This is a genomic window from Paenibacillus sp. FSL M8-0212, from assembly GCF_038004645.1.
GTDB lineage: Bacteria > Bacillota > Bacilli > Paenibacillales > Paenibacillaceae > Paenibacillus.
This window is the reverse complement of sequence record NZ_JBBORP010000001.1, coordinates 2,323,966-2,338,320: the sequence shown is the minus strand read 5'-3', so window position 1 is coordinate 2,338,320 and position 14,355 is coordinate 2,323,966. Positions and strand designations below refer to the sequence as shown.

Below are 14,355 nucleotides of genomic sequence, written 5' to 3'. Positions count from 1 at the left end.
ATTTCTACATCGGAAGCCAACAGCACGTATTGCCGTTCATCGGCTGCAAAACACGTAGGGGGACATTAAGCTTTATGGAAAAATTGATGATTAGTGGCGGACGTCCGTTACAGGGAACTGTAACTATAAGCGGCGCCAAGAACAGCGCCATTGCGCTTATTCCTGCAGCATTGCTTGCCGAGTCAGAAGTCGTGTTGGACAACCTGCCGCTTTTGAGTGACGTGGCGGTTTATGCAGAAATTTTGGAGGAACTCGGAGCACGTGTGACTTGGGAAGGCAGTCAGATGAAGATTGACCCTTCTGACATCAAATCCATTCCTATGCCGAATGGTCCCGTGAAGAAGCTTCGCGCTTCGTATTATATGATGGGTGCATTGCTAGGGCGTTTCAAAGAAGCGACCATAGGTTTACCAGGGGGCTGTAATTTTGAGCCTCGTCCAATTGATCAACATATCAAAGGTTTTGAAGCGCTTGGCGCAACCGTAACAAACGAACATGGCTCCATTCATTTGCATGCCAAAGAGCTGCGCGGAGCAAAAATCTATCTTGATGTAAGCAGTGTCGGCGCAACCATTAATATCATGCTGGCGGCTACTCGTGCCAAAGGCTCTACAATTATCGAAAACGCGGCTAAAGAGCCTGAGATTATAGATGTAGCAACACTTCTGAATTCCATGGGTGCCAGCATCAAGGGTGCAGGTACCGAAACGATCCGTATTGAAGGGGTCTCGGAGCTTAAAGGCTGCCGTCATTCCATCATTCCGGACCGTATCCAAGCAGGTACGTATATGATCGCTGCAGCGGCGACGCGCGGAGATGTTCTGATTGACAATGTGATTCCCAAACATCTGGAAGCTTTAACGGCAAAGCTGCTGGAGATGGGTGTTGGCATTGAGGAATTGGATGAAAGTATACGTGTCATTGGTAAACCAAGCTATAACCACGTTGACGTGAAGGCACTTGTATATCCTGGTTTCCCAACGGATCTACAGTCACCCATGACCAGTGTTTTAACACAGGCAACCGGTGTGAGTGTCCTGAGCGACTTTGTATACAGTAATCGGTTCAAGCATGTGCCTGAGTTGGTGCGGATGGGCGCAAAGATTCGAGTAGAAGGACGGTCAGCGATTATTGAAGGCAGTGCATTAAACGCAGCCAAAGTAAAAGCATCCGATCTTCGCGCTGGAGCAGCGCTGGTGATTGCAGGTCTCACCGTCAGTGAAGGTGTGACTGAAGTAACTGGAGTCGAATATATCGACCGTGGTTATGATCACTTGGTGACTAATCTGCGCCTGCTCGGTGCAGATGTATGGCGGGAAACTGATTAATAGGAAGCATTATGCATGATTCAGTCATATACATGTTTATTTTAACTGAACTGCATATCTTTTCGATGATTAGGTAAACCTGTTTTAATAGAGTTCTCAGTCTCTCCGGCATAAGACGAAATGTTACTGTTTCCTTTACCGGAGGGTCTTTTTTTGAATTAAACTTCATATGGCTGTAAGAACATCATTTCTCATCCCCAACCCCCGGTTTTGTTTGAACTGCGCTCCATAGCCGGTCTATCCGGATTGATCGCCTCATTGCATCGTTCACTCAATAGCGGATCTTGCCGAATGTTGGCCATCCCACCCGGAAACTTACACTCAAAGACAAGTATTTGCATTATAACGGTTACATTCCGTACAATGGACAGAAGAGATTGTGGCAGACGCCGCTCTCTATAGCCGGAACATCTAGCGAAACTATCCATTTCACACGGACTTATTAATTGAATAGGTGGTTATTATATGGATCTACAAATTTCCGATTTGGAAGAAATGAAACTAACGGACCTTTACAAACTGGCCAAAAAATATCAGATACCTTACTATGGTACGTTAAAAAAGAAAGAATTAATCTTTGCTATACTACGTGCACAAGCTGAACAAAGCGGCCTGATGTTCATGCAAGGTGTACTCGAGATTTTACCTGAAGGTTACGGATTCTTAAGACCAATTAACTACTTGCCAAGTACGGAAGACATTTACATCTCAGCTTCTCAGATTCGCAAGTTTGACCTAAGAACAGGTGACCTCGTATCAGGTAAGTGTAGAACGCCTAAGGAAAACGAGAGATACTTCGGTTTGTTGCAAGTCAACGCTGTAAATGGTGAGAATCCATCGGCGGCTGCAGAGCGACTTCACTTCCCGGCACTAACCCCACTGTATCCGCAGAAAAAACTGGTTCTCGAAACATCCCCCAACCATTTGTCCACACGAATTATGGATGTGCTCGCCCCGGTAGGATTGGGACAGCGCGGATTGATCGTAGCACCTCCCAAAGCGGGTAAAACGCTTCTCCTCAAAGAAATTGCCAACAGCATCTCAACTAACAATCCTGAAATTGAACTGTTTGTCCTGTTGATTGATGAACGTCCAGAGGAAGTAACGGATATGTCGCGTTCGGTAAAAGGGGAAGTTGTGGCTTCAACATTTGATGAACTGCCTGAGAATCATATCAAGGTGGCAGAATTGGTACTTGAACGTGCGCTTCGTTTGGTTGAGGCTAAAAAGGATGTCGTTATCCTGCTGGATAGCATTACGCGTCTTGCCCGTGCATATAACCTGGTTATTCCACCATCCGGTCGTACACTTAGTGGTGGTATTGATCCAGCTGCGTTCCATCGTCCGAAACGTTTCTTCGGTTCTGCCCGGAATGTGGAAGAAGGCGGAAGCTTGACGATTCTGGCAACTGCATTAATTGATACCGGTTCACGTATGGATGACGTCATTTATGAAGAGTTTAAGGGTACGGGTAATATGGAACTGCATCTGGACCGTCGTCTGGCTGAACGTCGTATATTCCCGGCAATCGACATTCGTCGTTCCGGTACCCGTCGTGAAGAAGTGTTGCTCAGCAAGGAAGAGTTGGATACAATCTGGGCAATTCGTAAAAACATGAATGATTCCCATGACTTTGTCGAAGGATTCCTGAAAAAACTTCGTAACAGCAAGACAAATGCAGAGTTTTTGGCGGCATTTGATTCGGCTGGTAATAGCCCGACAAGCAATTCTGGTACAACAACAACCCGTCGTTCACCTAGACAGACAGCTACGTCAGGTACATCGACGTAAGCGTCAATTAATTAATCACTTTCTTTTTGCAGCATTGCTGTAAATGTTACAATACACTCGTCGTTAGGTTTAACCCATTAGATGTGAGGAGAACATCATGTATTTAGTATACGCAGATGAAAAAGGTAATGTATTTGATCACCCTTCCCTGTACGGGCTTGCCCGCAGTGGAGATATGATCGTTGAGATTATGGAAGATGAACTTATCCCTTTGCCAGAGGGTGCAACGTTGGTAGGACTCCCGAGTACCCGGCCCATTGGTATGGACCCGGATACCGGTGAGATGCTGCCAATGCCAACGGACACACAGGCTGTAGGTGCGTTGCTTCCACAGGGATTCACTCGTTTGTGTCTCCCTGGTTATGTGAAGACGGATAAAGAGTATAAGTTGCCGTTGTTCGGTTATTCCGCAGTAGTCTGGAAAGATGGCGGTTTCTATGTCACCGCTTCGAAGTCGGATAGTCCTGAAAAATGGAATCCGCTCAACTGTGATCGTGACGATGTACGTTCAGGGGTTAAACGATTGACAGAGCAATACCCCGAGAACCGTCTCTACACCCATCTATCCAACTGTGCGCTTGGATATGAATGTCTAACTTCATCGAACACGTTCCTGAATCGTTGGGAAGGTGGAGTGCCGGTATCCTATTCTTGCAATGCAGGCTGTTTCGGGTGTATCTCCGAGCAACCGGATGATAGCGGCTTTGTTTCCCCGCAGACACGTATGAACTTCCGACCACGTGTGGATGAGATTGTGGAAGTTATGCTGGAACACCTGAAGACGCCGGAGTCCATCATTAGCTTTGGACAAGGTTGTGAAGGGGAGCCTTCCACACAGGCCAAGCTGATCATAGAAGCGATTCGCGAAGTTCGTTCCGTAACGGACATGGGGTATATCAACATTAATACCAATGCCGGTCTGAACGATCACATTAGAGGTATTGTAGATGCTGGATTGGATCTGATGCGCGTAAGTACAATTAGTGCACTGGATGACCACTATAACGCCTACTATAAACCGCGTGGTTATACCTTAGCCAATGTTGAGAAATCGATGAAATATGCAGCGCAGCAGGGTGTATACACCTCCATTAACTATCTGATCTTCCCAGGTGTAACAGATCGTGAAGAAGAGATTGAGGCGATGATTGAGTTTGCAAGAAGAACCGATCTACGCTTGATTCAGATGCGTAATCTCAATATTGATCCGGAGAGTTATCTGGAATTAATCCCTCCAGCTCAAGGTGATATCTTGGGCATGAAGCAGATGATTGAGATTTTTGAAGACGAGTTGCCTGATGTTGTGATTGGATCGTATACCCATGTTCCACCCGCTGGAATGGCACGTCCCAAACGGTTGATTACCTCATAACAATAATGGATTGCAACAGGCACAAGGCCGTGTTATAATCTCAGAGTTGTGCCATTTACTCTGGGTCCGCTTGAGGCTCAGGGCGGAAAGAGGTGAAAGGTAATGAAAGAAGCAATTCATCCTAATTACACGATTGGTCAAGTATCTTGCGCTTGCGGGAATACTTTTGAGACAGGTTCGGTTAAAGACGGACTTCGTGTAGAGATTTGCTCCGCGTGCCACCCGTTCTTCACAGGTAAACAGAAGTTTATCGATGCTGGCGGCCGTGTTGATCGTTTCAAAAAGAAATACGGAATCTAATTGGACAATTCTTGGAGTTGTCTGCTAATTGCATCCAACACACCCCTGCTGATCTGGCAGGGGTTTTTATATGTTATATGTAAGCATAGTCGCTTCCGAGTTCCTCTGGTTGCAATTTGGATAACCTTACGTTATACTATTTCTTACCGTGCTAGATGGGGAGGTAGCGGTGCCCTGTAACTCGCAATCCGCTATAGCGAGGTTGAATTCCTGCTAGAGGTTTTGCCGATGTGAGGTTTGGTCCCTAAACGTGGTGTTGACGGTTGGGTCCTCCGCAATGAGTACTCATGAACCTGGTCAGGTCCGGAAGGAAGCAGCCATAAGTGAGATCACTCTTGTGCCGGAGGGTTGCCTAGCCCGAGCTATTGTTCAGGGGTGCCACTTGGATCGCAAATATCGATAGCAGGTGCACGGCTTACCTTTTAAATGTAGAGACCTTTGCAGTTGTATGTATGCAGAGGTCTTTTTGATATGTCTTAATAAAACCACGCATGAATGAGTCAGATAAAGTTTGGATTCACCCTGGAATATAGTATAATAGGGGAACGACAAAGGACTCGAATGCGAAGTGGAAGGAAGGTAACGCATCATGGAGCATATCGCGTTATACCGGGCTTGGCGTCCCCAGTCGTTTCAAGATATGGTGGGGCAACAGCATATTATTCAGACCTTGCAGAACGCGATTCGTGAACAGCGGACTTCCCATGCCTACTTATTTAGCGGGCCCAGAGGAACGGGAAAGACAAGTGCCGCAAAGATTTTGGCCAAAGCTGTGAACTGCGAACGTGGGCCTGCGCCTGAACCTTGTAACGAGTGTGAAGCTTGCCGCAGAATTACGACTGGCGCTGTGATGGATGTGCAGGAGATTGATGCTGCATCCAATCGGGGCGTTGAAGAAATCCGTGATCTTCGGGAAAAGGTTAAATATGCACCAACCGAAGTCCGGCAGAAAGTCTATATTATTGATGAAGTGCACATGCTGACAACGGAGGCATTCAATGCTTTGCTCAAAACATTGGAAGAGCCACCACCACATGTGATGTTTATTTTGGCAACAACGGAACCGCACCGCCTTCCGGCTACCATTATATCGCGCTGTCAGCGATTTGATTTTCGCCGGGTATCCTTGGAAGAGCAGACAGCAAGACTTACACTGATCTGTGAACAGGAAGGTATGGAAGCTGACCAGGATGCGCTCCAATACATTGCCCGTTTATCGGACGGTGGAATGAGGGATGCACTTAGTGTGCTGGATCAGATCTCTTCATTTACGGATGGACGAGTAACGTACCAGCAGGTTATGGACATGACGGGTGGAATTGCTTCAGAGCAATTTGCCAAATTGGCTGCTTCGCTGCTCAAAGGTGATGTTGGTCATATTTTGCAGATGATTGAAGGTTTCATGCATGAAGGAAAGAGTGCAGACAAGTGCATGGAGAATTTGCTGTATTATTTCCGTGATTTGCTTATGATTAAGATGGTGCCTGACGCAGACAAACTGACGGACAGGGTACTTAATCCGGAAGCTTTCCGTGATATGGCAGAGTCATTCACCCGGGAACAACTGTTCCACATGATTGACACCCTTAATCGGTACCAGAGTGAAATGAAATATGCAGTACAACCACAGACATTATTTGAAGTTGCATTGCTTAAACTGTGTAGTATTCCAGCTCAAGGTGAGACTTCTGTTCAGGTGGGAGCTTCAGCTCATGCAGCACCTGTTGATGGGGGAGAGATCAACCGCTTGAAGCAGCAGCTTGCTGAGTTGGAGAAGAAGTTGGATCGTGCACTGAAAAGTGGTTTGTCTGGTGGAGAAGGTGCATCGAGTGCTCCATCTCGTCCGGCAACAAGGGCCCCTGTATCGAGAGGCAACTCGCCTGCGAAGCTTCCTGCACAGTTGGATCAGTATGTTGCGCGTAAGGGAGCCCCTGAGTTCGCAGAGATCAGCAAAAAATGGAGTCAGATCCTGCAACGAGTGAAGGAAGAGCGGGTTACCGTTCACGCCTGGTTTGTGGATGGTGAGCCGGTATCATTGCTTGAAGACAATGTATTGGTTGCTTTTAAAAACAACATTCACCGTGAAACGACGGAGAAGCAGGCTAACCGTGAAGTCATTGAGCGGGTGTTGTCCGAACAGCTAGGGCGTCCTGCGCGATTGGTGACGATGATGCTCAAAGATTGGACCGGAGCAATGGAGGGAGCTTCTGAAGCGCCAAAGGAGGACTTTAAGCTTGAACCTGAGCATGAAGACGGCGGTTCAGGCAACAAACAGCCTTGGATTGATGAAGCCATCCAGCTCTTTGGTGAGGACCTTGTAGTGATCAAAGAATAATGCGCATAGCGCGATAACCATAACAAAGGAGATGAACAATTATGAACAACATGAACCAAATGATGAAACAAGTGAAGAAAATGCAGGAGCAAATGCTGAAAGCACAAGAGGAACTGGCGGATAAAACAGTCCAAGGTACTTCTGGTGGCGGTGTAGTGACGGCTGAAGTTAACGGACACAAGAAATTGCTTGCTATCACGATCAAACCTGAAGCTGTAGATCCGGAAGATGTTGAAATGTTGCAGGATCTCGTTATGACAGCTGTTAATGATGCAATGGCCAAAGCCGACGAGATTGCCAACAAGGATATGGGCAAGTTCACAGGCGGCATGAATATTCCGGGATTATTTTAATTAAAAATTGATCCTGTCAAAGGAGACACAATCGATTGTATTATCCCGAACCAATAGCCAAGCTAATTGATGCCTTCACCCGGTTGCCGGGTGTGGGTCCCAAGACAGCAGCGCGTTTAGCTTTTCATGTGCTTAACATGAAGGAAGATGACGTTATCGATTTTGCCAAGGCACTCGTAAGTGTGAAACGTAATCTTCATTACTGTTCTGTATGTTGTAATATCACTGATACGGACCCGTGTCGCATCTGTCAGGATAAGTCCAGGGATGTATCTGTAATCTGTGTAGTTCAGGATTCGAAAGATCTGGTGGCCATGGAGCGCACCAAGGAATTTGATGGATACTATCATGTGTTACAGGGCGCGATTTCACCTATGGAGGGAATCGGCCCAGACGATATTCGTTTGAAGGAACTCCTGATCCGATTAAGTGATGAACGTATAAAAGAGATCATCCTGGCGACGAACCCCAATATTGAGGGTGAGGCTACAGCGATGTACATCTCCCGCTTGGTGCGTCCGTTTGAGATTAGTGTGACCCGGATTGCGCATGGATTGCCTGTAGGTGGCGATCTTGAGTATGCGGATGAAGTGACCCTTTCCAAAGCATTGGAAGGGCGCAGGGAGATGCGTTAGTGTGTTTAATTTGTATTACGCAGTGCACTTCCTTGGAAACTTCGGATGCTAAATAAGTTTCGATGTGTAAAGAGAGCCTTAGGGCTCTCTTTTTTTTGTGAAGAAAATGAATGCCCAAGTTCTAAGTTTGTCCTTTCCCTGATAAGTATGAGAATAGCTGTGTTGATCAGGAGGGGGAGAGTTTATGTTTTTGTGGCGAAATACACGGAACTCGGTAGAGAAACACAACAGAATGTTGAAGGAACTTGAGGCGGATCAGATCTATGCAGATATTCAGATGGCTAAGCAGGAATGGGAACGGGCTATGAGACAGTTCGAAGATGCACAGGGGCAAGATGAGATTGATTATGCCATTTATGTATTGGAGGCAGCTGAGCGGAAGTACCAGATCCATTTGAGAAGAGCAAAGCGAGCCAGAGCTAATGATGATGTTACATCACAGCGAGGGGTTAGTATGTAGAGTCAGGTTTACATTAAACATGGAGGTGTAACATATGAAGAGTATTATACTGGGGAGTGTATTAGTCGTATCGTTACTGGGACTTATCGTTGTTTTATTCAGAAAGCGGATAGGGTTATCGTTTTTCACGTCATTCGGAATTCATCTGGTGCTGGCTGCAGTAGGGATATACATCGTGAATTATTCCGGCTGGATTACAGGAACCTACATCCCGCTGAACCCTGCAACGATAGGGACTGTAACTGTTTTGGGATTGCCAGGTGTGGGGCTGTTATTAGGGTTGAAAATTTCTTTGTTCGGATAGTTGACTCGCGGGATATTTATATGGTACATTATATCTCGTTGCTTTGCTTGCTTGGTTAGATGCTTTAGATGAAATGAAGGAGTTCATTACGAACTTCGAAAAAGAATTTCAAAAAAACACTTGACCAAAACAAACGAAGTATGATATATTATAAAAGTCGCCGCTGAGAGAAAATGGTGACGAAAAAACAAGTTTGATCTTTGAAAACTGAACAACGAGTGAGTAAACATTCTGCTTGCAGAATGAACGCGAAAGTTCGAGACAAGCCTTGGCTTGGATCGACTGGAGCACAAATGAGATTTTTAATCTCGTCAGATTCAAAATGAGCTTATCGCTCTTTTCAATACTTTATTGGAGAGTTTGATCCTGGCTCAGGACGAACGCTGGCGGCATGCCTAATACATGCAAGTCGAGCGGACTTGATGAGAAGCTTGCTTCTCTGATAGTTAGCGGCGGACGGGTGAGTAACACGTAGGCAACCTGCCCTCAAGTTTGGGACAACTACCGGAAACGGTAGCTAATACCGAATAGTTGTTTTCTTCGCCTGAAGGGAACTGGAAAGACGGAGCAATCTGTCACTTGGGGATGGGCCTGCGGCGCATTAGCTAGTTGGTGGGGTAACGGCTCACCAAGGCGACGATGCGTAGCCGACCTGAGAGGGTGATCGGCCACACTGGGACTGAGACACGGCCCAGACTCCTACGGGAGGCAGCAGTAGGGAATCTTCCGCAATGGGCGAAAGCCTGACGGAGCAATGCCGCGTGAGTGATGAAGGTTTTCGGATCGTAAAGCTCTGTTGCCAGGGAAGAACGCTTGGGAGAGTAACTGCTCTCAAGGTGACGGTACCTGAGAAGAAAGCCCCGGCTAACTACGTGCCAGCAGCCGCGGTAATACGTAGGGGGCAAGCGTTGTCCGGAATTATTGGGCGTAAAGCGCGCGCAGGCGGTCATTTAAGTCTGGTGTTTAATCCCGGGGCTCAACCCCGGATCGCACTGGAAACTGGGTGACTTGAGTGCAGAAGAGGAGAGTGGAATTCCACGTGTAGCGGTGAAATGCGTAGATATGTGGAGGAACACCAGTGGCGAAGGCGACTCTCTGGGCTGTAACTGACGCTGAGGCGCGAAAGCGTGGGGAGCAAACAGGATTAGATACCCTGGTAGTCCACGCCGTAAACGATGAGTGCTAGGTGTTAGGGGTTTCGATACCCTTGGTGCCGAAGTTAACACATTAAGCACTCCGCCTGGGGAGTACGGTCGCAAGACTGAAACTCAAAGGAATTGACGGGGACCCGCACAAGCAGTGGAGTATGTGGTTTAATTCGAAGCAACGCGAAGAACCTTACCAGGTCTTGACATCTGAATGACCGGTGCAGAGATGTACCTTTTCTTCGGAACATTCAAGACAGGTGGTGCATGGTTGTCGTCAGCTCGTGTCGTGAGATGTTGGGTTAAGTCCCGCAACGAGCGCAACCCTTATATTTAGTTGCCAGCACTTCGGGTGGGCACTCTAGATAGACTGCCGGTGACAAACCGGAGGAAGGTGGGGATGACGTCAAATCATCATGCCCCTTATGACCTGGGCTACACACGTACTACAATGGCCGGTACAACGGGCTGCGAAATCGCGAGATGGAGCCAATCCCAACAAAGCCGGTCTCAGTTCGGATTGCAGGCTGCAACTCGCCTGCATGAAGTCGGAATTGCTAGTAATCGCGGATCAGCATGCCGCGGTGAATACGTTCCCGGGTCTTGTACACACCGCCCGTCACACCACGAGAGTTTATAACACCCGAAGTCGGTGGGGTAACCGCAAGGAGCCAGCCGCCGAAGGTGGGATAGATGATTGGGGTGAAGTCGTAACAAGGTAGCCGTATCGGAAGGTGCGGCTGGATCACCTCCTTTCTATGGAGAATCGTTTCCCGAGTGGAAACATTCAAATATAAAATCTAGCCAGGTCGGCTAGTTACTCACTCGTTGCTCAGTTTTGAGAGCTCAAACTCTCAAACGTTTGGTGGCGATAGCGAAGGGGTTCCACACGTTCCCATCCCGAACACGACCGTTAAGCCCTTCAGCGTCGATGGTACTTGGACCGCAGGGTCCTGGGAGAGTAGAACGCCGCCAAGCGTAACCCATTTTGGGTTCAAATAGTATATGTAATGTGGGCCCTTAGCTCAGTTGGTTAGAGCGCACCTCTGATAAGGGTGAGGCCGGTGGTTCGAGTCCACCAGGGCCCACCATCTATACCTTTAAACTTTATATGGGGCCATAGCTCAGCTGGGAGAGCGCCTGCCTTGCAAGCAGGAGGTCAGCGGTTCGATCCCGCTTGGCTCCACCAAAAATGATTTACAAGTTTGTTCTTTGAAAACTAGATATCGAAACGAAACAAACGCGAATTAGAACATTCCTTTTTAGCTGAACTTGTGCAAACAAGTTTCAATAAAAACGGTAGTCAAATTGCTTTTGTGATGGTATTGGATGGGAGCGACTTTTGGCTTTGCGCAAGCAAACCAAGGGAAGCGAGCAGTCAAAACCGGAACAAAATGGTTAAGCTACTAAGAGCACACGGAGGATGCCTAGGCGCTAGGAGCCGATGAAGGACGTGGCGAACAACGAAACTGCCTCGGGGAGCTGTAAGCAAGCTTTGATCCGGGGGTGTCCGAATGGGGAAACCCAGCTGGGGTAATTTCCAGTTACTCACAACTGAATACATAGGTTGTGTAGAGGCATACCAGGGGAACTGAAACATCTAAGTACCCTGAGGAAGAGAAAACAATAGTGATTCCGTCAGTAGCGGCGAGCGAACGCGGAGAAGCCCAAACCAGAGAGCTTGCTCTTTGGGGTTGTGGGACGTCTCACATGGAGTTACAAAGGAACCGGTTAAGCGAAGAGGTCTGGAAAGGCCCGCCAAAGAAGGTAAAAGCCCTGTAGTTGAAAGTCTGTTCCCTCCGAGACGGATCCCGAGTAGTGCGGGGCACGTGAAACCCCGTATGAATCCGGCAGGACCATCTGCCAAGGCTAAATACTTCCTAGCGACCGATAGTGAAGCAGTACCGTGAGGGAAAGGTGAAAAGCACCCCGGAAGGGGAGTGAAATAGAACCTGAAACCGTGTGCTTACAAAAAGTCAGAGCCCGTTTTAGGGGTGATGGCGTGCCTTTTGTAGAATGAACCGGCGAGTTACGTTCCCGTGCAAGGTTAAGGTGAAGAGCCGGAGCCGCAGCGAAAGCGAGTCTGAATAGGGCGACTTAGTACGTGGACGTAGACCCGAAACCGGGTGATCTACCCCTGTCCAGGGTGAAGGTGCGGTAACACGCACTGGAGGCCCGAACCCACGCATGTTGAAAAATGCGGGGATGAGGTGGGGGTAGCGGAGAAATTCCAATCGAACTCGGAGATAGCTGGTTCTCCCCGAAATAGCTTTAGGGCTAGCCTCGGAAAACAGAGTCGTGGAGGTAGAGCACTGATTGGGTGCGGGGCCCGCAAGGGTTACCAAGCTCAGTCAAACTCCGAATGCCATAGACTTACTTCCGGGAGTCAGACAGTGAGTGCTAAGATCCATTGTCAAAAGGGAAACAGCCCAGACCATCAGCTAAGGTCCCCAAGTGTGTGTTAAGTGGGAAAGGATGTGGAGTTGCACAGACAACCAGGATGTTGGCTTAGAAGCAGCCACCATTGAAAGAGTGCGTAATAGCTCACTGGTCGAGTGACTCTGCGCCGAAAATGTAACGGGGCTAAACACACCACCGAAGCTATGGCTTGATGCTTTGCATCAGGGGTAGGGGAGCGTTGTATAAGGGTTGAAGGTGTACCGTAAGGAGCGCTGGACATTATACAAGTGAGAATGCCGGTATGAGTAACGAAAAGATCAGTGAGAATCTGATCCGCCGAAAGCCTAAGGGTTCCTGAGGAAGGCTCGTCCGCTCAGGGTAAGTCGGGACCTAAGGCGAGGCCGAAAGGCGTAGTCGAAGGACAACAGGTCGAAATTCCTGTACCACCGTAAGCCGTTATGAGCAATGGGGGGACGCAGTAGGGTAGTGACGCGGACTGATGGATGTCCGTCTAAGCAGTAAGGCTGATGTGTAGGCAAATCCGCACATTGTAAGGCTGAGCTGTGATGGGGAGCGAAAATTGTAGTAGCGAAGGTCATGATCTCACACTGCCAAGAAAAGCCTCTAGCCAGGTGATGGTGCCCGTACCGCAAACCGACACAGGTAGGCGAGAAGAGTATTCTAAGGCGCGCGGAAGAACTCTCGTTAAGGAACTCGGCAAAATGACCCCGTAACTTCGGGAGAAGGGGTGCCCCGGTAGTGTGAATAGCACGAGGGGGCCGCAGTGAAAAGGCCCAAGCGACTGTTTAGCAAAAACACAGGTCTGTGCGAAGCCGTAAGGCGAAGTATACGGGCTGACGCCTGCCCGGTGCTGGAAGGTTAAGGGGAGTGGTTAGGAGCAATCCGAAGCTGTGAACCGAAGCCCCAGTAAACGGCGGCCGTAACTATAACGGTCCTAAGGTAGCGAAATTCCTTGTCAGGTAAATTCTGACCCGCACGAATGGCGTAACGACTTGGGCGCTGTCTCAACGAGAGATCCGGTGAAATTTTAATACCTGTGAAGATGCAGGTTACCCGCGACAAGACGGAAAGACCCCATGGAGCTTTACTGCAGCTTGATATTGAATTTGGGTACGATCTGTACAGGATAGGTGGGAGCCTTTGAAACGTGAGCGCCAGCTTGCGTGGAGGCAACGTTGGGATACCACCCTGATCGTATCTAGGTTCTAACCTGGTACCGTAATCCGGTGCGGGGACAGTGTCAGGTGGGCAGTTTGACTGGGGCGGTCGCCTCCTAAAGAGTAACGGAGGCGCCCAAAGGTTCCCTCAGAATGGTTGGAAATCATTCGAAGAGTGCAAAGGCATAAGGGAGCTTGACTGCGAGACCTACAAGTCGAGCAGGGACGAAAGTCGGGCTTAGTGATCCGGTGGTACCGCATGGAAGGGCCATCGCTCAACGGATAAAAGCTACCCTGGGGATAACAGGCTTATCTCCCCCAAGAGTCCACATCGACGGGGAGGTTTGGCACCTCGATGTCGGCTCATCGCATCCTGGGGCTGAAGTAGGTCCCAAGGGTTGGGCTGTTCGCCCATTAAAGCGGTACGCGAGCTGGGTTCAGAACGTCGTGAGACAGTTCGGTCCCTATCTGTCGTGGGCGTAGGAAATTTGAGAGGAGCTGTCCTTAGTACGAGAGGACCGGGATGGACGTACCGCTGGTGTACCAGTTGTTCCGCCAGGAGCACCGCTGGGTAGCTATGTACGGACGGGATAAACGCTGAAAGCATCTAAGCGTGAAGCCCCCCTCAAGATGAGATTTCCCAGTATGTAAGACCCCTTGAAGACGACGAGGTAGATAGGCTGGGGGTGGAAGTGCAGCAATGCATGGAGCTGACCAGTACTAATCGGTCGAGGGCTTATCCAATTAGCAAGTG

9 protein-coding genes, 2 tRNA genes, 3 rRNA genes and 1 other RNA gene are annotated in these 14,355 nt (G+C 48.6%); all 15 read left to right on the top strand.

What is annotated here, in order from left to right; genetic code table 11:
* Window positions 1–74: 74 nt before the first annotated feature.
* The 15 genes from MKX68_RS10420 (at window position 75) to MKX68_RS10350 (ending at window position 14,345) form a co-directional block, all read left to right on the top strand.
* Window positions 75–1,328: a UDP-N-acetylglucosamine 1-carboxyvinyltransferase gene (locus tag MKX68_RS10420; RefSeq protein WP_017691290.1), complete on the top strand. Its 1,254-nt coding sequence runs from the start codon at window positions 75–77 to the stop codon at window positions 1,326–1,328.
* A 465-nt stretch (window positions 1,329–1,793) separates the two neighbouring features.
* Entirely contained in the window at window positions 1,794–3,119 is a 1,326-nt protein-coding gene (gene rho, locus MKX68_RS10415) for a transcription termination factor Rho (RefSeq protein ID WP_036607258.1), read from the top strand.
* A 97-nt stretch (window positions 3,120–3,216) separates the two neighbouring features.
* The gene (locus MKX68_RS10410; protein WP_074092949.1) at window positions 3,217–4,491 is read left to right on the top strand and encodes a radical SAM protein; all 1,275 of its coding nucleotides are present in this window, start codon (window positions 3,217–3,219) and stop codon (window positions 4,489–4,491) included.
* 102 nt (window positions 4,492–4,593) lie between these two features.
* Complete coding sequence (gene rpmE / locus MKX68_RS10405; protein WP_036607255.1) at window positions 4,594–4,791, top strand: 50S ribosomal protein L31; 198 nt, start codon at window positions 4,594–4,596, stop codon at window positions 4,789–4,791.
* A gap of 146 nt (window positions 4,792–4,937) precedes the next feature.
* An RNA gene (gene ffs / locus MKX68_RS10400) (signal recognition particle sRNA large type) lies at window positions 4,938–5,205 on the top strand.
* Window positions 5,206–5,380: 175 nt separating this feature from the next.
* Window positions 5,381–7,126 carry a DNA polymerase III subunit gamma/tau gene (dnaX, locus tag MKX68_RS10395; RefSeq protein ID WP_340911306.1) on the top strand — a complete coding sequence of 582 codons (1,746 nt, stop codon included), beginning with the start codon at window positions 5,381–5,383 and terminating at the stop codon, window positions 7,124–7,126.
* Between the two features lie 41 nt (window positions 7,127–7,167).
* Complete coding sequence (locus tag MKX68_RS10390; protein WP_036607248.1) at window positions 7,168–7,479, top strand: YbaB/EbfC family nucleoid-associated protein; 312 nt, start codon at window positions 7,168–7,170, stop codon at window positions 7,477–7,479.
* A gap of 35 nt (window positions 7,480–7,514) precedes the next feature.
* Window positions 7,515–8,114, top strand: coding sequence for a recombination mediator RecR (gene recR / locus MKX68_RS10385; protein ID WP_062838113.1), 600 nt, complete (start codon window positions 7,515–7,517; stop codon window positions 8,112–8,114).
* A 232-nt stretch (window positions 8,115–8,346) separates the two neighbouring features.
* On the top strand, window positions 8,347–8,574 hold the full coding sequence (locus tag MKX68_RS10380; protein ID WP_051447031.1) for a DUF2508 family protein: 228 nt from the start codon (window positions 8,347–8,349) through the stop codon (window positions 8,572–8,574).
* Between the two features lie 34 nt (window positions 8,575–8,608).
* Window positions 8,609–8,878 carry a pro-sigmaK processing inhibitor BofA family protein gene (locus MKX68_RS10375; RefSeq protein WP_315939840.1) on the top strand — a complete coding sequence of 90 codons (270 nt, stop codon included), beginning with the start codon at window positions 8,609–8,611 and terminating at the stop codon, window positions 8,876–8,878.
* 348 nt (window positions 8,879–9,226) lie between these two features.
* Window positions 9,227–10,779, top strand: a 16S ribosomal RNA gene (locus tag MKX68_RS10370).
* A 105-nt stretch (window positions 10,780–10,884) separates the two neighbouring features.
* Window positions 10,885–11,001, top strand: a 5S ribosomal RNA gene (gene rrf, locus MKX68_RS10365).
* A 36-nt stretch (window positions 11,002–11,037) separates the two neighbouring features.
* Window positions 11,038–11,114, top strand: a tRNA-Ile gene (locus MKX68_RS10360).
* Window positions 11,115–11,136: 22 nt separating this feature from the next.
* Window positions 11,137–11,212 (top strand) — tRNA-Ala (locus MKX68_RS10355).
* 207 nt (window positions 11,213–11,419) lie between these two features.
* A 23S ribosomal RNA gene (locus MKX68_RS10350) occupies window positions 11,420–14,345 on the top strand.
* Together the 16S, 23S and 5S rRNA genes with 2 tRNA genes alongside form the textbook arrangement of a ribosomal RNA operon.
* Window positions 14,346–14,355: the final 10 nt, after the last annotated feature.